Source organism: Buttiauxella sp. S19-1 (assembly GCF_022134725.1).
In the GTDB taxonomy this organism is placed as follows: domain Bacteria; phylum Pseudomonadota; class Gammaproteobacteria; order Enterobacterales; family Enterobacteriaceae; genus Buttiauxella; species Buttiauxella ferragutiae.
This window is the reverse complement of the sequence record NZ_JAHWLU010000021.1, coordinates 14,848-36,034: the sequence shown is the minus strand read 5'-3', so window position 1 is coordinate 36,034 and position 21,187 is coordinate 14,848. Positions and strand designations below refer to the sequence as shown.

The following is a 21,187-nucleotide window of genomic DNA, read 5'->3' as shown; positions in this document are numbered from 1 at the left end:
GGCAGGAGTCGCCATGTTTAACAATGACAACCCGCTCATCGCTTATCGGCAGAATGCAGGTGCGGCGCGTATCGCCGCAGCCAGTCCACAACAACTGGTAGTCATATTACTCGAGCACCTGCTCGACGAGTTGGACTATATCGAAAACTACATCGCCACCATGCAGCTCAACCATAAAGGCGACAGTATCAGCAAATGTCTGGAGATCCTCCATGTGCTGGATGCCAGCCTGGATACCCAAAATGGAGGGGAGCTGGCGGAAAACCTGCACCAGCTCTACGACTTTTGCAGTCGCCGCCTTCTGACCGTCAACTTGCGCAATCAGCCAGAACCGCTGGCTGAAGTGCGCCGGGTCATTATCCCGCTCAAAGAAGGTTGGGAAGGTACTACGTGATTGACCTCATCAAACGGCATGGTGAGCAACTGCTTACCGCCATGGAAGATGCAGCATCCAAACGCCAATGGAAAACGTTGATTCGACTGGACGGCCAGCTTGCCGAGTTATTGCGCCGTCTAAATGAGCAACCCAAGCTCAAGGAGCAATTACCGATGGCCCTGTGGCAGGCTCGCCACCGGCAAATCATCAACCAGTTGGAAGCCCGCAAAGCCTGGCTGGGTGAACGGCTGCGTGGAGATAGCGAGTTGCGGGAAGGTAAACGAGCCTATCGCGAAGTTCAGTTGTACGGAGGAGAAAAACAGTGATTCAGCCTGCAGCAAGTCAATCCAGCGGAAGTCAGGCTTCCCCTGCATCCGGAAAAGTGACTTCCCCGACATTCGGAAACGTGACTTCCCCGGCTTCCGGAAGTTTCACTGCCCTGTCTCAGCCCGTACCGGAATCCTCCTCCAGTGCAAAGTCTCCTTCCGCCAACGAGTTGATAGCGAAGATTGAGCAATTGCGTCACATGCCAGGACAGCCATCTGACTGGCAAACCAGACTCGATAAGGTACTGGAGACGCTCCGTTCCCATGAACAGGGCGACAAAGCAGCCTCAGATACACTGATGGAAGCAGTCAGCCAGTTATGGCAACGACAGTCACAAGAGCCCGCGACGATGGAGCAAATGCAGCAGTTTTTAGCTGCACTACAAAAAACGTTGGCTGAACAGCCCAATAGCGAGCAGTTAATTTCGCAGCTTCGCGGTATGCAGGATATACGCCCTGTCCCCTTGGGGCAGCATGCCAGACTGACCGTTGGCGATCTCCAGAAGCAAGCCCCCCATCAGATTGGCAAAATCGCCAACGGTGCTCCGATGGCCCCTTTACAGGCACAGGCTCTTCTGACCCAACCCCAGATGGACGCCCAACTGCTCTCACAATTAACCACCGCAGCCCTCAATGGTGAACAGCTCAGCGAGCTGACTAATCTCGCTCAGTTGCGCCAGGCGCAGCCTCAACTGCCTGTAACAGCAGGAGCCATGAACCGCGCTATGCCGGGGACAGTCGGGCATGAATTTTCCCCTCTGACCCTCGACAAGCAAACGTCCATGTGGGCCGAGCAGATGCTGGCACCGCTTACGGAGCGCTTGCGGGTACAGAGCCAACTAGGAGTAAAGCAGGCGACCTTGCGGCTTGATCCACCCAATCTGGGCAAGCTCGACCTTCAAGTGCGGACGGAAGATGACAGGGTATTTATCCAGATTTCCGCCACCAATCCGATGGTCAGAGACCAGTTGCTGCAATTAAGCGATCGGCTGCGTCAGGATATCTTGCACGGCCAGGCCTACAGCCAGGTGAGTGTCGAAATCGGCCAACCCGGTGGTGAACAACCCGCAGGTCAGGGTCAGCACAACGGTGGCAACAATCAGAACATAACCCAGGCCATAGAAGGTCACGAGGAGCAGGAGTGGCGTTCACTCGCGACCACTTCTGACTATAACCTGGACACTTACGTCTAATTTCTCTTGTGGAATGAGATCTATACCCATGGCAAAAAATATCATCATTATCGTTCTCGTTGTCTTGCTGGCTGCCGTTGGGGGCTTTGTCGCCCTCGGCGGGAAGGAAGGAGTGCAAAAATTAATTGGCTCGTCTGAAACCAGCAAAAAAGAGCCAGCCCCCGAACTACAGATCTACAGCATTGAAAAGGTGCTGTTAACTCTGCCGGAACCAGGTCAAGCCAAGGTTCATCACGCTCAGGTTGATGTCGTGCTCACCAGTTTCGATCCTAAAGCCATCGAGACCTTCAAAAAACTGGACCCTTTGCTACGCAACATCATTATTGAAGTCTTCGCCGAAAAAACCTTCAGCCAGCTCAAGGACACGAAAAACTTTAGCGCGCTGCAAAGTGAAGTTCAGGCTGCTTTGACGGTGGCTCTGGTCAAGTACAAGATCGAAATCAAGCTGCTGGACGTGAAATTTAGCAAGATGGTTTTGCAATAAATAGGTTGCCACGATGCCGATGTTTGCCACCAGCAATACCGCGTTCTTTGAACAGCTCCAGGAACGCAAGAATATTGAGAGTAATCTGCTTCGGCAGTACCTCCCTCTCGTCCACAAGCTGGTCAATCAGCTACGCAGCCATGCGGGTCCCGTCATGGGGCGAGAGGATATGGTCCAGCTCGGTCTGATGGCGCTGCTGGATGCACTCCGTCGTTATCCAGGCCAGCTGGATGACGGTTTTATGATCTATTGCAAACAGAAAATACGAGGCTCCATCCTCGACGAGTTAAGGAGACTTGACTGGCGTTCACGTAGTGTCCGCCAGGAGGCTCATCGGCTTAATGACATCACCCGCCAACTCACCCAACGTCTTGGTCGTTCACCCAAACCGGATGAACTGGTCGAAGAAATGGGGATCACCGCTGATGAGTTGAGAACCCTGGAGCAGGATACTCACGCCAATACCCTGCAAAGCCTGGAAACCTTACTGGAGCAAGAGCCGCATTACCATCCAGCGGGCCGCGACACCACAGAAGTGCTGGATAAGCAACGCTGGCTAGGGCAGGCCCTTGCACAGTTGCCGGAGCCTGATCGTCTGGTACTAAGCCTTTACTACCAGCACGAACTCAACATGAAAGAAATTGCGGCCGTCATGCAGAGAACCGAAGCCCGTGTTTGCCAGTTGCACAAGCAGGCCGTATCCCGCCTGCAAGCAATATTACAAAATGAAATGGAGTTGAATTAATGTTAAAAATCATCGGTATCCTGGTGGTGCTGGTCACGGTCATCTGCGGCTATCTATTTGCGGGTGGTTCACTGCGCATGCTCTGGCAGCCGAGCGAATACGTCATTATTTTGGGTGCTGCAGCGGGTTCGATACTGCTGGCCAACGACAAAGAAGTGTTGCGAGACATCGGCTCCCAATGCAGGCGGGCCTTCGTGAAACATGATGATAGAGACCTGTACCAGCAGTTCATCCTGCTCACCATGGAAGTCTTAGAAAACACCAAGCGCCAGGGTCTCAAGTACCTGGACGAACATATCGAGAATCCTCAAGAGAGTACTCTCTTTGCCAAATATCCCCTGATCTTGAATGAACTCCAGTTGGTCACCTTTCTTACCGATAACCTGCGCCTACTTTCGATGGGAAAAATAGAAGGGTACGAACTGGAAGCGATTCTCGACAAAGAGATTGCCGCGATGGTGGAGACACGCCTCGCCGCCTCTGTGGCTGTCGGTGGTGTCGCCGAAGCTATGCCCGGTTTTGGTATCATGGCAGCCGTTCTGGCCATCGTCATCACCATGGGCAAAATCGATGCCGGTATCGTGGTTGTTGGCCTTAATGTCGCAGGTGCACTGATAGGAACCTTCTTCGGTATTTTTATGTGCTACGGCCTGCTCAGCCCGCTGTCAGAAGCGATGAAAGCCACGGTAGAACGCGATATGACCCTGCTGTATGCCTGTCGTGAAGTATTGATCAACTTCGCTGCTGGTAAGTCACCACTGATGTCTGTTGACGCCGGTCGCCGCATGATCCCAGAAAAATATAAACCGACCTTCTCCGTAATGGAAACCTGGATCGAAGAGGGCAAGGCGCAATGAGTGACATTGGCGATTCCGATAAGAAACGCAATGCTAACAATGGCGATTCCGAGAAGAAGCGCAAGAATTCGATCATTATCAAACGGGTGACCAAAGTGAACGGCAGCGTTCACAAAGGGGCCTGGAAAGTTGCATTCGCCGATTTCGCCATCTCCATGATGGCGCTGTTCCTGGTACTCTGGATCATGGGGGCAACCACAGAAGAACAGCGCCAACAGATGGCAAGTGCCGTGGAATCTAATGAAATTGTTGAATTTGATGGTGCCTCTTCGATATTAGAAGGGGCAGGCGGTAACACGCTGCAGGAGAAAACTGAGAGCGCTTCCTCGACTAAGAAAGAAGAAGAGAGCTCAACGGATGCGTCAGACGAGGAAAAAAAGGAAGCCCTCTCAAGGTTAGCCTCCTATTACGAATCACAGGCACAACTCGGCCAACTGGCCACAGAGTTAACCCAGACCATTCAGGAGATGAAGGTCAGCGACAGTGTCGTTATCGAGGTGGTTGAACAAGGGGTCAGAGTCCGTTTCCAGGATCAGGCTAAAAAGCCGCTATTCGACAGCGGCAGCCGTCAACTTAGCAACTATTTCGTTAAGATATTACGCAACCTTGCCCCTGCCTTCTCGAAGATCAACAACAAGGTGATGATCAGTGGCCACTCCGATGCTACGCCACTTAACAATGCCTTCTACTCCAACTGGGAACTGTCGACAGAGCGCGCGATTTCAGCACGACACATACTGGTGCAAAACGGCATGTTGTCTGATCGCGTACTTCAATTGGCTGGTTATGCCGACACCATGCCGCTTCAAGGCAAGGATCCGCTGGACCCGGTCAACCGTCGAATAGAGATATTAATCCTGACCGAGAAGGGAGAAAAGGAGCTGAAAAATATGTTCAAACAGGGCCCAGCGTCTGAGCCATCTGCTCCTGCCACATCAGCCCCACCAGCGAGCTAAGTGGTTCAGTGTTGTCGGATGACGCTGCGCTAATCCGACCTACGAAGGAAGTTTGTCATTCAGACTGAGACAAAAAAGGGAACCGGTTACGGTTCCCTTTTTATATCAACATCAATACTCTTCTTGCCGCTCATCCGCTGTTGCCAGAATACTTTGTACTGTGCCGCGCGGCACATTGGCCTGAGTCGTGAACAGCATCAGAGGGTGAGATGATTCTTTGACAAAACAGGCTATAACTTGGTCCATCAGGCCATCAAGTTCCCTGGTGCCCAGATCGTTGGGTTGAACCTGAAGTTGCCCCATCCATTGTCTCTGCATTTGTTGCAGCATGAAGAAATGCGACTCAATCTCGCGATCAAGATTCACGATCCGGCTCTCCGCCAGTGCGATATCCTCTTCATTGCCCAACTTCCACAGACCCACTTCGCGCCAGGAGATATCAGGCTCCAGTTGTAGCTTGATGGGTTCACCGGTCGGGATGCGAACGCCACCACCTCGGATATAAAGCTGCCCGTTGACCTTCTTCCACTGCTCAATCGGCACGCTAAACGCCATCCCGCTCTTTTCACTGGCTCGAGATCGGATGCCAACTCGGGCAAAAGCACGCCCGACCTGACGAACTCGCGCATCCTGGAGCGAATCCCCTTTGATGCTTAGACCCGCCCGGACCGGGCGTCCTCCCAGTAATATCAATTCAAGGTGTTCATCCCGTCCAGCAGGAGCCAACAGGTTCAGACCCGCGATTGAAAACTCACGAATATCCTGATAACCGAGCAATGCCGGGCGGAACTCCTGGGTCAACAGACGCAGGTTACTGTAGTGGGTCTGAAAAGGGATCCTGGCCACTAACCGCTTCTGCTCTTGCAGTTGGGTTGTCCATCCCTTGAATGAGCCTGACTCTCTGATACCAACGAAGAGTCGCATCAAGTCGCGCAACCCTTGCCTGACTAACAACAGAGCGCGGAGCGTAATCTGCACAGCCGTTGCTTGCTGCTGCAAAGAACCTACCTGAGCCCAAAAACGATGTAAGTCATAGCGCCCAGGGAGAGGACGCAATAATGGAGGCGGTAGCTGCTCCAGTTCGAGCGTTTTTCCTGCGTCAACGGAGGAAGAGCTCGGAGGCGTCGCAAAACGCCTCCTCTGAAGCCCATCGAGAGTACCGAGGCGCTGGGAAGAATTAACAACCTTCATATCATTACATCATCTGGAATAAATTCATCTGAGACATGTCCAGATAAGTTTTCTGTATGGCCTGAAGAGCAACCGCTGACTCAGAGAGATCCATCGCCGCCTGAGCATAATCCAGATCACCAAACTGCCCTTGCAACTGCTGATTGAACATCAGGACATCAGTGTGAGAAAGCTGTACATCATCGACCATGTTCATGCGGCCACCCAGTTCAGCCAACTGCATGTTGACGGCATCCTGGAATTCGCCAACGGAGACCAGCAGTTCATCAGAAGCCTGAGCAATCTGTTCAGGTGTAGAGTTAGGATCACGCAGAATATCGACGGTATCATCAATGGTATTGAAGATGTCGTCGCCCGTACCAAACAGGTCAGCAAACGGGCTGAAGGCTGATTCGATAGTTGTGCCTTCACCGATCGGTACCGGGCGTGAGCCAGTGTCGCCCTGGTAGACCCAAGTGGTATCACCGGTGACCGGATCTGTTTCCTCGACGATTGGCGGCTTATCAGTGACATTGCCACCAAACATATAAAAACCGGTCGGTGAAGTGCCATTGCATTGCAGCGCCAGTGCTTCATTAAGTTCACTCAACTCGGCAGCATAGGCTTCCAGTTCTTCGGGCGAGGCTGTACCAGAACCAATGTTGATCGCAATCTCGGTAATACGATCGCAGATGGAGTTCATCTGGGTCAGATAGCTGTCGGCCGACATGAAAATAGACTCAAGGTTATTGAGATTATCCATGTAAGTATTGATCTGGTTTTCACTGTGACGCAGATCCTGAATGGCTCGTGCGGCCAGAGGATCATCGGATGGGCGCAACATGCGGTTACCCGTTGCCATCTTGGCTGCCGTCTCATAGTAACTGACGTTTGACTTGACCATTGCGGAGTACATGGTCGTGTTCATCATGTTGGAACTTACACGCATAGGAATTTCTCACAAGATTGTCAGACCCTCTCCCCCGCCAAAAGGCCGGAGAGACAGTCGTTAGAACATGTTCATGACGGTGGCAAACAGCTCATCGCTCGTCGCAATAACTTGAGCGTTGGCGACATAGTTCTGTTGGTAAGTCATCAGGCTCATCGCTTCCTCATCCATGTTAACCCCACTCACTGATGACCAGGAGTAATAGGCCTGCTCCATGGTGGACATTGCCATCTCGTAGGCCTCACGCGCACTAGATGCCGCACTTGCAACATGGCTATAAACAGCGTTATAGCTGTCGTTTAAGCTGAAAGAACCGCCGCCAAGTGAGTCGAACACGAAGGATTGATTCTGCACGTTAAGCATGTTTTGCAGATTACTGTTGTCACCCGCGCCACCAGTCGGCGAAGAGGCAAAAGCCAGATCGGCGTTGGTAAAGCCATCGGCCACCTCGATGGTGCCAGCCGGATCCGCTGGGTCGTAGGTGAACATCGGTTTACCTGGGTTGCCATTGAGATCATAGCCGACCACCTGCCAGCTGTTCATGGCATCCGCGAACTCTTGTGCAAACTCGTCGACGTAGGCCTGCGCTGGGATCAACTCTTCCTGATAGTATTCGTAGGTCGCGCCGAGTGCGCCACCGATATCCGGATTAAGATAGTAAACATCATCACCGAATTGTAATTCCAGCTTGCCATCTGAAGGCTGCGTACCTGAACTGAAACCGAGGGTAGCGGCCTCTCCCTGACTCACCAGCGGTTGTCCCTGTGGCAAAGTGACCTGAATAGTGCCGTCACCACAGTCGATCACGCTGACATCAAGCATTTCGGAAAGCTGGAGTACTGCCACATCACGCTGATCCTGTAAGGCACTGACATCCTGCCCTGAGGTCATCCCTTCCTGGATCTGCATGTTCAAATCTGCAATCTGCTTGGTCAGGGAGTTCACTTCCTGCACCATGGCCTGCATCGACTTGTTGACCTGATCAATCTGGTTTTCCAGGTTGCCGTCAATGTTAGTCATCTGGTTGCACAGCTCGCGAGCCGTGTTGAGTACGTCCTCGCGCAAGGCGGTGTTGCCCGGATCAGCCATGCAAGAACTGAGTGCGGCAAAATAACCATCCAGCCCCATCCCCAGATTGCCACCATCGGTCGCAAAGGTGTTTTCCAGAGCCAGCATATAGCCTGCATAGGCACCGGTGTAGCCCACTTCAGTACCCGCATCCCATGCCTGAGCCACCAGGTATTGGTCGGAAATTCGTTGTACGCCATCGATACTCACCGTGCCGTCGGCGTTGGTGGTTGTCATCAGCGAGTGCCGGCTGTAACCCGGCGTGTTGGCATTGGCGATGTTACTGGCAGTCACGTTCAGCCAGGCCTGCGATGCCTGCAAGCCAGACATCCCTATCTGCGACATATTACTCATGTATTTTACTCTCGCTACACACTCGATTGATGAGGGTTATTGTCCTGGCTGGCATAGGCTTTTAGCCCTTCTTCTAACTCAGCTCTACCAGACGTGTTCTCCTTCTCATTAAGAGCGACCTTATTCCCCTCAGGCTTAAATGTATTTTCCTGAGGTTGTGTCTGGCCAAATTGCTTGACCAGCATATGGGCCAGACCGAATGAGCCCTGGGCACTCAACCGCTGAGCGAGTTGTTCATCGCCCAGTTCACGATAGAAACGCTGAGTATCACTGGAAAACGGTGAATCTTCGGACGCCAGTGCATCGGTGGCATCGCGCATGTGCTTGAGTACTGTCTTGAGAAAGTGCGTCTCAAACAAGGAAGCCGCTTGCTCCAGCGCCTCCTGAGGGTTCTCCAGCTTGATATTGTTGAGGGATTGCAAATCGTAATAGGCTCTCTCTGGCCGATCGACAGGCTTCATTTCATTCCCCTTTATATGACGATAAGGTCAGCATCCAGCGCACCCGCTTCATCTAACGCTTGCAAAATAGACATCAGATCGCTGGGTGTAGCGCCCAATTCGTTCAATGACTTGACGATTTTATCCAGCGAGGTTCCTTCAGGCATGACGGTGATCCGCGGCTTTGCTTCAGACATGTTCACCGTGGAGCGTCGCACTTTCTCCGTGGTCCCTTCCGCCAGAGCATTCGGTTGGCTGATCTGGGTATTTTCAGTTATGGCTACCGTCAGGTTGCCGTGCGTTACTGCCGCTTTTCTCACATAGACAGTGTCGCTCATCACCACGGTGCCCGTGCGGCTGTTCAGTACGATACGCGGGCGCACACGGCCCTCCTGAATCTTTACCTCTTCGAGCATCGCGATGAAATTCACCCGTTGGCTGGGATCGGATGGTGCTCTGACCCGCACTGAGCCCGCGCTATAGGCTGAGGCAACACCGGCGCCAAACCGGGCGGTGATAGCCTGTTCAATATTGCGTGACAAATTGAAGCTAGGTGTTTTGAGGTTCAGGTTGACATAGCCATTATTGGCGGGTTGAGAAGGGACGGCCTTCTCTACGACTGCACCACCCGGGATCCTGCCCACCGTCGGTACGTTCACGGTGACACTGGAACCGTCACTCCCTTCGGCTGAGGCACCTCCCACCACCAGGTTACCCTGGGCGAAAGCGTAGACTTCGCCATCCACCCCATACAGAGGTGCCAGCAATAGAGTTCCTCCTCGTAGGCTCTTGGCATCGCCCACTGAAGAGACAGTGATATCAATGATTTGACCTGGGGAGGTCACATTACTGATCTCGGCATGGATGGAGACTGCCGCGACGTTCTTGGTTTTGGCCTGATTCTCCTCCTGAATGCCGAACTGGCGCAGCATGTTGCTCATCGACTGCGCCGTGAAGGTCACTTGGTTGCGATCGCCCGAACCATCCAGACCAACAACCAGTCCATAGCCGACTAATTGGTTCTTTCGCTCTCCGCCGATCTCCACCAGGTTAAGCAGTGGCGTCGCCTTAGACTGCACAAATGCAGGCCACAGAACCAGCCAACATATCAACATAATGCGCATGCTTTGCCTCATGGTTAGATTGGACTCCAGGGACTGTAGAAGAACTTGGTCAACCAACCTGGATTGTTACTATTGGCCATCGTGCCTCGCCCGGTATAACTGATGCGGGCATCCGCCAGACGCTGGGAAGAGACACGGTTTAGACCGTCAATGTCTTCAACGCGTACCAACCCACTCAAACGGATATACTCATCGCCCTGGTTAAGCTTGAGCCACTTCTCCCCCTTGACCTGTAAGTTGCCGTTAGGCAGCACACTGGCGACCACCACGGTGATGGCCCCTTGCAATGAGTTATTCTGAGAGCTCTGGGCACTACCATCGAAGTTGCGGTCCGCGCTGACGCTGCCCGATCCCTGCTTCGTCGTCCCTGAACTTCCTGTCGAATCCCCATTTGCAGAAGCATCACTGCTCTTGCCGTAACTGGTGTCAGCTTTCTTGCTGGAGGATGTTTTCTCATCCAGGGTGATCGTCAGCATGTCGCCAACCCGGTAAGCACGCCGATCCTGGAACAGGGTCATGACGTAACTACGGTTGTACAGGGTACCCTGGCTCGCATAGGTGACCGGCTGGGATTCCAGTTGCGGAGGGGCAAAACTCTCCTCTTCCGGCTGGCCTTGCGAGTCTGAGGAAGGCGATGAGCATCCCTGTATCAACAACCCCATTACCACCAGAGCGCACCATTTAGACCCTTTGTTCATGTTAATCCTTACAGCATCCGGTTGAGTGTCTGCAGCATCTCATCGGCCGCTGTCATCACCTTGGCATTCATCTCGTAGGCACGCTGAGTCGCAATCATGTCTACCATCTCTTGTGCCACGTTGACGTTAGCCCCTTCCAGCGTTCCTTGCTTGATGGTGCCGAAATAGTCTTCACCGGGGACACCCTCGTTAGGTGCACCGGATCCCTGCGTTTCCAGGAAGAGGTTACCGCCGATAGGTTCCAGCCCCCCGGTGTTGATGAAACTGGCCAATGTAATGTTGCCCAGCTCTTCCGGTTCTGCTGAACCTGCAACCACGGCAGAAACCGTCCCGTCTGTGCCAATGCTGAGGCCCGTCGCATTTTCAGGGATAGTGATCTGGGGAATCAGTGGCAAACCAGCGGCATTCACCAGTGTACCGTCGCTGTTAACATGGAATTGGCCATCACGGGTATAGGCCGTGGTACCGTCTGGCATCTCTATCTGAAAGAAGCCCTTACCGACGATGGAGGCATCGGTCTCCGCTCCGGTTGTGAGGGCACTGCCCTGCAGAAACATCTTCTGGGTGCCCACCACCTGGACACCAGTGCCGATTTGCAAACCGCTTGGACGCTGGTTCTGAGCATCCATCTGGGCACCAGCCTGAAACTGCTTCTGATAGAAGAGATCGTTGAATGCCACACGATCTTTTTTAAAGGCAATGGTGTTAACGTTGGCCAGGTTGTTGGAGATAACCGTCATCTTGGCGTCTTGAGCAGTCAGACCTGTCTGACTAACAAAAAGGGTACCTTGCATTACTTTCTCACTTCATTAATTATCAGGCTGGGCGGATCAAACGGGTGGAAGCCTGGCTAAGCTCTTCCGCGGTTTTCATCATCTTTACCTGGAGTTCAAACTGTCGGCTGGTGTTAAGGATGGCGACCATCTCTTCAACCGGATTCACGTTACTGGCCTCCAGGAAACCGCTCGCCACAGGTACGGAATCATCCGCCGGCAAGGGAGCATTGCCGATTCTGGCCTGGAAAAAACCATCCGCATCTTTGACCAGGTTTGTCAGCTCGGGCTTCACCCTCTTGAGTGTTGCCACCTCCAGCAGCACCTCCCCCCCTGAGTCGGGAACCACGCTGACTCGCCCTTGTTCGGTGATGTTGAGCGATCGGTGATCGGGGATTTCAATCTGCTGACCATCCATGTCGAGCACCGGGTACTGGCCCATCATCAAGATGCCGTTCTCATCGATATGCATAGCGCCAGCGCGGGTGTAGCGCTCCTGGCCATTCACCTGCACAGCCAGCATGCCTTCTCCACGAATACCGATATCCAGTTCATTGCCGGTATTTTCCAGCGGACCTGGCGCAAACTTGCTGCCCGTCCCCTGAGGGACGGCCATATGTCGGGTAGCCAGGCCATCGCCACCAACCGCATAGCTGCGGGCACGCTCATAGTCGGCACGAAAACCGGTGGTATTCACATTCGCAAGGTTGTTGGCATGTACCTGTTGGGAAAGCATGCTGCGATTAGCGCCGCTCATGGCGGTGTAAATCAGCTTATCCATCAGATGGCCTGCATCAGTACTTGATCAAGCTGACTCTGCACTGCGATAGCTTTGGTGTTGGCCTGGTAGTTACGCTGCACTTCCATCATGTAAACCATTTCGCCCGTCACGTCGGTAGTGGAGTTTTGCAACGACTGGGACTCAATTCCGCCATAGACGCCAGTCCCCGGGGTACCATAGAGTGGCTGACCGGAGGTTGAGGTCTGGGTCCAACTGGTGTTGTCCGCCACTGCCAGAGCTTCCGGGTTCGGGAAGGTCGCTAACACAACTTGCCCTTGCAGCATCGTCTCGCCGTTGGAGTAAGTCGCATAGATATTGCCGTACTCATCCACCGTCACACCGGTCTGATCGCCCGCGGGGTAACCATTGGATGAGTTAAGTTGGTTACTGAACGGCACCGCATACTGAGTGGTTTGGGTCAGATCAACCTCAATGCTCATGGCGCCAGCGCCCTGAAGCAGAGGATCATTTAGCGGAATGTCCAGGGTAAAATTGCCGCCGGAAACTAAGTTGCCGTCAGTGTCAAACTGCAAAGTCTGCGGACCCGGAGGGGTGCAATAACCGTTTGCAGGCTGACCATCCATATAAACCTGTACTTCCCAGGAACCATCCGCCGTTTTGGTGTAGTACTGGGAAACGGTGTGCTGGTTGCCCATAGAGTCATAGACCACAGTCGAGTTAGTGCTGTGATAGCTGTTTGGGTCAGATGGATCAAAAGTCGTGGTTGTGCGGTCAATAATCTCTGCGTTCTGATCGAGGTTCATTCCCAGATCCACGTCGCTGGTCTCCATCGGCGGCATGGAACCGTTATCTAATTGCAGATCGTCCAGTTGCCCGCTCATGATGTTGCCGTTTTCATCGACCGGATAACCTTGTACGCGGTTACCGTTGCTATCGACGATATAGCCATCTTCATCCTGGTGGAAGTTGCCAGCACGAGTGTAATAGGTCTGGCCGTCGGCACCCTGGGTGATAAAGAAACCATCCCCGGTGATCGCCATGTCCAGGTCACGTCCGGTGAAGGTCGTGGTACCTAACGCAGAAAAGTTTTGCGTGGTATAGCCTGACGATACCCCTGCTGCCTGGCCGCCTGCATAGAGGGCCGAGAAGGTCGTCGTGGACTCCATATATCCAACCGTTGCCGAGTTGGCAATATCCATGCTGATGGTATTGAGGCTTTGGCTGGCGGCGTTCAGGCCACTTACCGAAATTGCGTAACTCATAGTTTCGTTTCCTCTGTGGTATCGTCCCCTCCTTGGGATGGAGGAGCGCTAATTTTCGAAATATCAAACAACGGCACCATGCCAACCCCTTCAACATCCAGCATCAAGCCCTCTTGTCCTTTAAGGGTCACGGAGTTCACAACCCCGCTGAAATAGGTTGGTGTTGTGCCTATTTCGTCGCCAATGACAGTCTCGGCCTCAATGCGATACTCACCTTCAGGCAAGCCAAGCGTCTTGCCATCCAATACAAAAGCAACCTCGCCGGCCGTCTGCGGCCCGAGCGTTACCGTGCCCACTTCAGCGTCAAATTCGTCATAGATCCGGATGCTGACGTTGTCGTAGTCCTTATCCAGCAGCAGTTCCCCTTCCAGAACGGTTTCGGGGCCCAGCGTGACCGAGTCATCAGGTGCGGTGACCGTATTGCCGATCAGCTGCTCGGTTGATACAACCAGGTTGTTTTCCGCTACGGCATAAAGCGCATTCATCGTCATGCGCATGTATTCCATACTCGTCACCTGGGCGAACATCGCCATCTGGGTGACGAATTCGGTACTATCGACGGGGTTGGTGGGGTCCTGATAGGTCAACTGCGCCAACATCAGATCGACAAAGACGTTGGCAACCTGGGGAGGGGCTTCCCCTGTTTCGGAACCATCGGTGGGCTCCTCTGGCTCCTCTGTGGACGTGCTTGTCGTCGTGGCAGTAGGGGTTCCCGCTGCCGACGGTGTTGCCTTTGCCTGAGTAGCCATGGCGCTCATTGGAGCCACCATGCCGTTAATCTGAGACAGCATGTTCTGTGATCCCGGCAGGCGATTACCCGGATAGGTGTTCACAGGGTTAAGAGCCGCCGTTTTCATCAGACCCGGTCTCCCATACGCAACAGGCTCTGCTGCATGCTCTTAGCCTGATTCAGGATCTCGACGTTGGCCTCGTAGTTACGAGAAGCTGACAGCATGTCGGCCATCTCTTCCACCACATTGACGTTGGAGTAGTAGACATAGCCTTCAGCGTCTGCCAGTGGGTTATCCGGCTCGTGACGCTTCTGCACAGGCTGATCCGTCTGGACAATTCCCTGAACGGCTACCCCAGCTGAAGCAGCACGCTCGGTGGCGCTCAGGGTCGGATCATTGTAAATAGTGCTAAATACGGGCTTCAGAGCACGATAGGCTTCTGCTTCGCTACCGCTGATCGAATCGGCGTTGGCCAGATTGCTCGAGATGGTGTTGAGTCTCAGGCTATTCGCGTTGATGGCGGTACCGGCGATGTCATAAATTTTTCCGAAGGACATGGCGTGTTTCTATCTCGTCTTGTCTGTCTAATGTTGAGTGATTACTTACCGTCAATCGCAGTGGCAAGCCCGTTGAACTTGCTGTTGAGAAATTTCAGGCTGGTTTGGAAATCCATCGTATTCTCGGCAACCCTTGCTTGTTCGATGCCCGCTTCTACCGTGTTACCGTCACGAGTCACCTGATGGGGGTTGCGATATTTCAGGTTCAATCCAGCCTGAGTCATGCTCATTGCCGGGATAGGAGCGACGATGTCGTCAGGAGAGGAAACACTTCCTTCGGGAACAGCGGATCGAAATTCCAGATCTCGTGCGGCATAGTTCGGTGTATCGGCATTGGCTAGATTACTGGCCAAGACCCTGCTACGCTCCACGCGAAAGTCGAGCGCTTCCGGGTGAATTCCAAGCGCCTTTTCGAAACTGATTCCCATCTACCCTCCTCCTAATAGTTCAGTAGAGATGAAACGACACACAGCCAAAGCAATTTCCATGCCAATAATTTCCACTCATCTAATTGAGGGGAGATCGGCGCGCTTGTCGAGTCTGTGCCTCGCCGCCACACTATTGCTGTTTTGCGCCAACAGTCTTGCTTCGAGCACACCTGCAACAGAGGCCCCAGCACCTGTTGGGGCGGCAGTATCCCCCCCGGGGGTCGATCCCGCTGCACTGAAGCTATTTGTCCACAACTACTGGCAACAGCGCTTCAAACAACACGCTGAACGCGTCAACTGGCGTGATTATCAATGGCAAATTGAAATAACTGTGCCTGAGGCGATCGGTAAACTTCCGCCCTGCCAGCAGCCCTATCAGGCGGAAGACTCTCAGAGTAAATTGCCGATTGGACGACAACCTCTGCGAGTGCGTTGCCCGGACTCTCCAGGATGGATGGTGACGACCCGCAGCCAAATCTCGGTATTGATGCCCGTGCTTGTTACAAGGACAGCTCTCTCGCCAGAACACTATTTGCAGGCAAGCGATCTCGCGGTCACCCAGACCCTGCTGACGGCTCATCAGGACGATGTACTAATCGATCCCGCACAGGCTATTGGCCGCCAGCCTCTGAGACCATTGCGGGCCGGTCAACCTGTGCGTAATAAGATGCTCGCCGCGGCTCTGCTGGTGCGCAAAGGCGATAATGTGCGCCTGACAATGAACGATGGGACGATGTCTATTTCCATGGAGGGGACAGCCCTGCAAAACGGGCAGAGGGGGGAAATCATCAGTGTCAAAAATGGAACTAGCGGAAAAATTATTTCCGCCTCGGTAACAGGTCCCGGCCAGTTACTCATTCAGACTGAGTCAGTGGTTGAAGACCCTGACAAATAAAACGGCATGTATATTGCATAATTAATGATTCTCGAACCAACGGTACATTAACGAGTGCCGCCTGCGCTGTATTCACCCCGAGTCGCCTTACCTGTGTCTGGAGCGAATCAGTGAACGCAGTTTCATTAAGAGCAATAAACGATGTCTGAAGCGCACCTGACCCAACACCTCGCTATCATTGCCCGCCGCTGGCCTGCTTTGGCAGAATCCCTCAACCAGATATCCCCACTGTCAGCGGCGAATGTGATGGAAGGGCATTGCGGCACTCTGTTGATCGATGGGGTTCAACTGACCAGCCGCCACAACCGGCTGGCTGAGGCACAGGTTCAGGCCAATTGCCTACCAGAAGTGGCACAGCTCAATGTCTACGGTGTTGGACTGGGTGACTTGCCGCGCGTACTACTTCTGCGTTCCACTCTGGAATGCCTTCATGTTTTCATCATGAACCGCGCCCTGTTTCTGCTCTCCCTTTCTGTCATGGAGCAACAGGACTGGCTGCAAGACTCCAGGGTATGTCTGGCGCTGGCCGACAGCGAAGAGGAGATCCGTCTGCCCTTCTTTGCCTTACCCGCCGAGTTGCATCTGGCTGAAGACAAGGCAAACCGGATACGGGATCGCCTCACCAGGGAAATAACGCTTCCGCATACCAACCGTCGTTACCAACAGCATTTCCCCATGCTACGACAACGGATCGCCGACAATAAACGGTTGCTGAAACGGGATGGTGATGTCGCTTCGCTCTTCAATAGCGCGGTAGGTTGCCAGGCGTTAGTCATTGGGGCCGGCCCAACCCTGGAGTCACATATCCCCCGCTTACAGGTGCTGCAACACCATGCGGATCGCCCGCTGCTGATTGCCGTCGATACCGCATGCCGGGCGCTGTTTGCTCACAATATCCGGCCTGATTGGGTTGTCTCTATCGACCATCTTATTGATGAAGAAAAACTTCCGCCCTCAGACTGTGGGCTAATCTATTTCCCCCTGGTCCCCACCCGAACACTGATGGCCTGGCGTGGAAAGCGCCTCGCGGCGTATTCCAGCAGCCCGCTCTACCAACCGCTGCGCAAGGTGCTACCAAAAGCACTGCTTAATTCAGGAGGAAGCGTTATCCATCCAGCCATTGATCTGGCCGTACGAATGGGTTGCGGTGAGATTACCTTGCTGGGTGCGGACTTTGCTTTCCCGGGAGGGAAAACCCATACCGGTTGGGACGTTGGCGCACTGAATACCACGCTTGAGCAAGCGAAGCATTGGGTGCTCAATGGACACGATCAACGCATCAGCACCAACGTGAGTTTCACAGGCTACCGTATTCAGCTTGAGCGTTATATCGCTACTCATCCCGAGGTCAGTTTCTGGAATGGTAGTCGCGAAGGTGCTGCCATTTCGGGTTGCCGCTATCATCCGGAGTTCACCTCATGACTATTTCGACCCGGCTCATTACGCTTGCAGGACAATTCCGTCTGGGATTGGCTCTGGATGCGGCATTGGAACTTCCGCCCCTGATGAAGTCGCTGCTTCCTCTACTGCCTACTCTCCCACCAGCGACACAACAGCAGTTACCGCAAATAATGTCGGCGATACTCGCCTGTCAGGAACGGGAAGATTGGCTCGGTCTTGCCGATTGGTTGGAATATGAACTACTTCATCTTCTTTCAGATCAGGTGTAGTGCGATGAAAAGCAGCACTTTGAAGATTTTTATTAAAAAAATGCAATGATAGTTAAAGTCTGACCTTACAACGGTCGCTTATCTAATCTTAGAAAGTGCTGATTTGGCATCGCGGTGCCAGGCAGTATGTCATTTTGTCAGTTTGTTCGAGTGGTTTAATTATGAATATTACGTCACTAGGTAGCCTTGCCGAGAGTTCGCTACAAAGTACTTACGCTAAGCAAACTCAGACTGTCGCCTCTGAGATCGCAGCGAGTGAAAACAACAAACCCCTGCAGGTCAATGCGCCGGCAGAAGCCCCTATCGATCAAAAAACTAATTCGAAGGACGCTAATAAAGAACCGTATACGCTGCCGCCTTCAGAGTTTCCGGCCGAAGTACCGATTAATGTCCCCGTGTCCGCAGCGCTGACCCAAGCACTTGCCAGTGAAGTTAACCAATTTCCCGATATTGACCATTCTAAAGTGGCCAACGTCATGGAAATGATCCGTGATGGCAAAATGGCCATAGACAGTGACGACCTGGCGGGAGCCATGATGGACTTTTACCAAGGGAGATAAACCGTTTTGAGTAATGCGAACGCTCGAGTCCGCCAGCTGATTGTCGATATTCATCAGGATGTTGTTTCCTATCAACAGATGGAACTGTTGCTCAAGGAACAAAACAGCAATCTTATTCGGCGCAATAACCCGGCAATCAAGCACAACAATGAACAACAGGTTCAACTGTTACATACCTTGCGTATGAGGGCCAATCAGCGTGTTCAACTGCTGCACTCTTTTGGATTGCAGGCCAATAGTGACGATCTGAAACGGCTGGCCTGCAAACTGCCAACCGCTATATCAGACAAAATGATGGCCCAATGGCAGCAACTGGAAGCCAGTGTCATTCGCTGCAAAAAGCTCAATGACCACAATGGCCGGCTGCTGGCCAATCAACAGTTGTTGATACGAAAACTGCTTAACACCGAGGAAAATTTTTACCAACCAGCAACCTGATGTCCGGCCAGCTCTTTTATTTCCGGCGCTACAACAGTAGCCAACCACTAGCTTGCTAAATAAGCGATACTGGTCACAGACAGGAACATATTCTTTACAACATCACAACTGTAGCGAAGTTGAGTGGAACGATTAACTAGCGGCAGTCAATTCAGCCAAAAAGCCCACAGGCAATAGTATATCCATGCTTTTTAAGTGGTATTGCTTGCTCCAGACTTAACTCAAATTCTGGATTGACACCTCCCATTTTAACCTTTTAAATTGTTAACAATATTCCTTATGTTTTGTGTCATATGAAAATTCTCCTGGTCGAAGACGACAAGTTGCTTAATCATCACCTCACCACCTTGTTGACCGAAACCAGCAACCAGGTCCACAGCACTGGCAGTGCTCAGGTTGCATTGCATTATGCGGCAGACTACCCAATCGATGTGGGCATCGTTGATCTCGGTTTGCCCGGAATGGACGGCTTGCAACTCATCAGAGAAGTGAGAGCGCTCAAGATTTCATTCCCCATCATTGTGTTGACTGCCCGTGGCACCTGGCAAGACAAAGTGGAAGGCCTGCAAGCCGGGGCTGACGACTATCTGGTCAAACCTTTCCAAAAAGAAGAACTATTGGCGCGGCTCAACGCCCTGGTTCGGCGCAGTGCCGGTTTCATCTCTCCTAAGGTCAAGGCTGGTGATTATGAGTTGGATCTCTCCCGCAAGGAACTGAGCATCGCCGGTCAACTGACGATACTGACAAGCTTCGAGTATCAGATTCTGGAGTATATGATGCGCAACGCCCGCCAGGTGGTTTCCAAGCAACTGTTGCTTGACCAACTGTACGGAGATGGTGAAGGGGATCCAAACATCGTAGAGGTGATGGTGAGCCGGGTACGCAAAAAGCTGGATCCAGAGGGAACCATCCAACCGATCTCCACTATCCGTCGTCAGGGTTATATCTTTAATCTCCCATGCAACTAAGCACAGCAGCCAGGCACCCTAACTCACCGCCAAGAACGCTATGAGGCTGAACCTCCGGTCCCTGCATATCAAGTTGATGCTAAGCACGATGCTTACCATTGCGATCATCATGTCCTTCTCGGTCTACATCCTCTATCAAGCTCACGTGGAAGAGCAGTCCCTGAAAGCCAGCACTCGTATGCAGGAGAACCTCGCCAGGATGCTCTCCTACGAACTACCGAACTCCCATGACAACACAGACTTCAACAACATCTCGCCAGAATCTATATCTCTGAATCTGGACACCTTAATCTGTCGCGCTGACGGCCAGTTAAGCTGGTCGAGCCTGAGTATTCCAGAGTTGATCAAGTCCAGCGGCACTCTCTGCCAGGATTTGAATAAGTATCTCAAGGACGTGGATCAAGACTACTTTTTTAAACGTCATACCACTAAAAGCGGCGAGAGTTACTTCATCTCCAGACTGCGTTTCATGCGCAACCATAACGCAATCCCCACCACTTATTATGTGGTCATGGTCGACTCCACCTCGTTCTACAAGGCAGAGGCTCTCACCTACCTCTACTGGTGCATTCGTCAGGCTCTGTTGTCCTATATAATACTGGGCCTGCTGCTGTTGCTCACCACTTTCTGGAGTCTCAGTTCGCTGCGCACCATCGCACGCCAAATCAACGATATCCGGGAAGGAAAACGGGATGCGCTGTCCAGTGAGTTCGAACGGGAATTACAGCCGCTGACGCTGTCGGTTAACCAGTTGCTGGAGAACGAGCGGCAACAGACTCAGCGCTACCAGCACGCTTTGAACGATCTGGCCCATAGTCTGAAAACTCGATTGGCCCTAATCCAGATAACCGCTCAGGAATTCCAGGTCCACCACGAAATCGACGAACAAATCATCACCATGGATCAGATAATCCAGTATCAACTGCGCCGTGCTGTCGCCGGACGCAAGTGCCTCGCCAGCAAGGGAACGGAACCTGTGCCACTGATAGAAAAGCTGCTGGCGAGTCTCACCCGAATTTACCGCCACAAGAAACTACAGACTCGTTTCAAATTCGATGACGATGTGTTCTTTGCCGGTGAGCAAGATGATCTAATGGAGTTGATGGGCAACTTGCTGGACAACGCCTTCAAATTTGCCATTAGTGAGATTACTGTGACGATGAGCCATAACCATGACCGGTTGCATATTGTTATCGAGGACGATGGTCCCGGTGTCCCACCAGAAGAGTCACAGCAGATCTTCCAGCGCGGAAGACGAGCCGACAGCTCACCCGGCCAGGGGATTGGCCTCGCCGTGGTGACCGAGATAGCCCACAGCTACAACGGCCAGATAAGCGTTGATAATTCCCCAATGGGTGGCGCTCGTTTTACTCTGAACCTTCCCTGGTCGCCTTTTCTGGCCCGATAATTTTGCTGTGCTGTA

At 52.8% G+C, this 21,187-nt stretch carries 26 protein-coding genes; 14 read left to right on the top strand and 12 right to left on the bottom strand.

Translation table 11 applies throughout. The annotated features are described in order from the left end of the window. Nucleotides 1-13: 13 nt before the first annotated feature. The 7 genes from fliS to MES37_RS07520 are packed head-to-tail and all read left to right on the top strand — an operon-like array spanning nt 14 to nt 4,937. The gene (fliS, locus tag MES37_RS07550) at nt 14-394 is read left to right on the top strand and encodes a flagellar export chaperone FliS (protein WP_064544190.1); all 381 of its coding nucleotides are present in this window, start codon (nt 14-16) and stop codon (nt 392-394) included. Next, nucleotides 391-702 carry a hypothetical protein gene (locus MES37_RS07545; protein WP_064544188.1) on the top strand — a complete coding sequence of 104 codons (312 nt, stop codon included), beginning with the start codon at nt 391-393 and terminating at the stop codon, nt 700-702. Before fliS ends, MES37_RS07545 begins: the two co-directional genes overlap by 4 nt. Next, on the top strand, nt 699-1,895 hold the full coding sequence (locus tag MES37_RS24855; RefSeq protein ID WP_133522917.1) for a flagellar hook-length control protein FliK: 1,197 nt from the start codon (nt 699-701) through the stop codon (nt 1,893-1,895). The genes MES37_RS07545 and MES37_RS24855 overlap by 4 nt, the downstream gene beginning before the upstream one ends. A 28-nt stretch (nt 1,896-1,923) precedes the next feature. Beyond that, the gene (locus MES37_RS07535; RefSeq protein ID WP_064544185.1) at nt 1,924-2,379 is read left to right on the top strand and encodes a flagellar basal body-associated FliL family protein; all 456 of its coding nucleotides are present in this window, start codon (nt 1,924-1,926) and stop codon (nt 2,377-2,379) included. A gap of 13 nt (nt 2,380-2,392) precedes the next feature. Further along, complete coding sequence (fliA, locus tag MES37_RS07530; RefSeq protein WP_133522916.1) at nt 2,393-3,124, top strand: RNA polymerase sigma factor FliA; 732 nt, start codon at nt 2,393-2,395, stop codon at nt 3,122-3,124. Then, on the top strand, nt 3,124-3,981 hold the full coding sequence (gene motA, locus MES37_RS07525; protein WP_064544183.1) for a flagellar motor stator protein MotA: 858 nt from the start codon (nt 3,124-3,126) through the stop codon (nt 3,979-3,981). The genes fliA and motA overlap by 1 nt, the downstream gene beginning before the upstream one ends. After that, nucleotides 3,978-4,937 carry a flagellar motor protein MotB gene (locus MES37_RS07520; protein WP_237930838.1) on the top strand — a complete coding sequence of 320 codons (960 nt, stop codon included), beginning with the start codon at nt 3,978-3,980 and terminating at the stop codon, nt 4,935-4,937. Before motA ends, MES37_RS07520 begins: the two co-directional genes overlap by 4 nt. A 111-nt stretch (nt 4,938-5,048) precedes the next feature. Here the strand turns inward: MES37_RS07520 and MES37_RS07515 are convergent, their stop codons facing one another. From MES37_RS07515 to flgB, 12 genes are read right to left on the bottom strand one after another with little or no spacing between them, the layout of a single operon-like run. Beyond that, complete coding sequence (locus MES37_RS07515) at nt 5,049-6,128, bottom strand: hypothetical protein (RefSeq protein ID WP_237930835.1); 1,080 nt, start codon at nt 6,126-6,128, stop codon at nt 5,049-5,051. Nucleotides 6,129-6,132: 4 nt separating this feature from the next. Beyond that, entirely contained in the window at nt 6,133-7,056 is a 924-nt protein-coding gene (gene flgL, locus MES37_RS07510; RefSeq protein WP_064544177.1) for a flagellar hook-associated protein FlgL, read from the bottom strand. A 60-nt stretch (nt 7,057-7,116) separates the two neighbouring features. After that, nucleotides 7,117-8,478: a flagellar hook-associated protein FlgK gene (gene flgK, locus MES37_RS07505; protein WP_064544175.1), complete on the bottom strand. Its 1,362-nt coding sequence runs from the start codon at nt 8,476-8,478 to the stop codon at nt 7,117-7,119. Between the two features lie 14 nt (nt 8,479-8,492). Next, the gene (locus MES37_RS07500) at nt 8,493-8,939 is read right to left on the bottom strand and encodes a rod-binding protein (protein ID WP_133522914.1); all 447 of its coding nucleotides are present in this window, start codon (nt 8,937-8,939) and stop codon (nt 8,493-8,495) included. A gap of 11 nt (nt 8,940-8,950) precedes the next feature. Then, on the bottom strand, nt 8,951-10,042 hold the full coding sequence (locus MES37_RS07495; protein WP_337927075.1) for a flagellar basal body P-ring protein FlgI: 1,092 nt from the start codon (nt 10,040-10,042) through the stop codon (nt 8,951-8,953). A 14-nt stretch (nt 10,043-10,056) separates the two neighbouring features. Further along, nucleotides 10,057-10,740, bottom strand: a complete 684-nt coding sequence (gene flgH / locus MES37_RS07490; protein ID WP_064544170.1) for a flagellar basal body L-ring protein FlgH — start codon at nt 10,738-10,740, stop codon at nt 10,057-10,059. 8 nt (nt 10,741-10,748) lie between these two features. Continuing rightward, nucleotides 10,749-11,534, bottom strand: coding sequence for a flagellar basal-body rod protein FlgG (flgG, locus tag MES37_RS07485; protein ID WP_064544168.1), 786 nt, complete (start codon nt 11,532-11,534; stop codon nt 10,749-10,751). A 22-nt stretch (nt 11,535-11,556) separates the two neighbouring features. Further along, a complete protein-coding gene (gene flgF, locus MES37_RS07480) occupies nt 11,557-12,294 on the bottom strand; it encodes a flagellar basal-body rod protein FlgF (RefSeq protein WP_064544166.1) in 738 nt (245 codons plus the stop codon). Then, nucleotides 12,294-13,517: a flagellar hook protein FlgE gene (gene flgE, locus MES37_RS07475; RefSeq protein WP_064544163.1), complete on the bottom strand. Its 1,224-nt coding sequence runs from the start codon at nt 13,515-13,517 to the stop codon at nt 12,294-12,296. Before flgE ends, flgF begins: the two co-directional genes overlap by 1 nt. Beyond that, entirely contained in the window at nt 13,514-14,374 is an 861-nt protein-coding gene (locus tag MES37_RS07470) for a flagellar hook assembly protein FlgD (RefSeq protein WP_064544161.1), read from the bottom strand. Before MES37_RS07470 ends, flgE begins: the two co-directional genes overlap by 4 nt. After that, entirely contained in the window at nt 14,374-14,805 is a 432-nt protein-coding gene (gene flgC / locus MES37_RS07465) for a flagellar basal body rod protein FlgC (protein ID WP_064544159.1), read from the bottom strand. Before flgC ends, MES37_RS07470 begins: the two co-directional genes overlap by 1 nt. A 41-nt stretch (nt 14,806-14,846) precedes the next feature. Continuing rightward, nucleotides 14,847-15,233, bottom strand: coding sequence for a flagellar basal body rod protein FlgB (gene flgB, locus MES37_RS07460; RefSeq protein WP_064544156.1), 387 nt, complete (start codon nt 15,231-15,233; stop codon nt 14,847-14,849). A gap of 103 nt (nt 15,234-15,336) precedes the next feature. Between flgB and flgA the strand changes: the two genes are divergently transcribed. The 7 genes from flgA (at nt 15,337) to MES37_RS07425 (ending at nt 21,172) form a co-directional block, all read left to right on the top strand. Next, complete coding sequence (gene flgA, locus MES37_RS07455) at nt 15,337-16,128, top strand: flagellar basal body P-ring formation chaperone FlgA (RefSeq protein WP_237930832.1); 792 nt, start codon at nt 15,337-15,339, stop codon at nt 16,126-16,128. A 141-nt stretch (nt 16,129-16,269) separates the two neighbouring features. Next, nucleotides 16,270-17,550 carry a motility associated factor glycosyltransferase family protein gene (locus tag MES37_RS07450; protein WP_064544153.1) on the top strand — a complete coding sequence of 427 codons (1,281 nt, stop codon included), beginning with the start codon at nt 16,270-16,272 and terminating at the stop codon, nt 17,548-17,550. Next, nucleotides 17,547-17,798: a hypothetical protein gene (locus MES37_RS07445; RefSeq protein WP_237930830.1), complete on the top strand. Its 252-nt coding sequence runs from the start codon at nt 17,547-17,549 to the stop codon at nt 17,796-17,798. The genes MES37_RS07450 and MES37_RS07445 overlap by 4 nt, the downstream gene beginning before the upstream one ends. 161 nt (nt 17,799-17,959) lie before the next feature. Further along, nucleotides 17,960-18,358 carry a flagellar biosynthesis anti-sigma factor FlgM gene (locus MES37_RS07440; protein ID WP_064544150.1) on the top strand — a complete coding sequence of 133 codons (399 nt, stop codon included), beginning with the start codon at nt 17,960-17,962 and terminating at the stop codon, nt 18,356-18,358. A 6-nt stretch (nt 18,359-18,364) separates the two neighbouring features. Beyond that, a complete protein-coding gene (locus MES37_RS07435; protein ID WP_064544147.1) occupies nt 18,365-18,796 on the top strand; it encodes a flagellar protein FlgN in 432 nt (143 codons plus the stop codon). Nucleotides 18,797-19,089: 293 nt separating this feature from the next. Next, nucleotides 19,090-19,764: a response regulator gene (locus MES37_RS07430; protein ID WP_064544146.1), complete on the top strand. Its 675-nt coding sequence runs from the start codon at nt 19,090-19,092 to the stop codon at nt 19,762-19,764. Between the two features lie 88 nt (nt 19,765-19,852). Further along, on the top strand, nt 19,853-21,172 hold the full coding sequence (locus MES37_RS07425) for an ATP-binding protein (protein ID WP_237930828.1): 1,320 nt from the start codon (nt 19,853-19,855) through the stop codon (nt 21,170-21,172). Nucleotides 21,173-21,187: the final 15 nt, after the last annotated feature.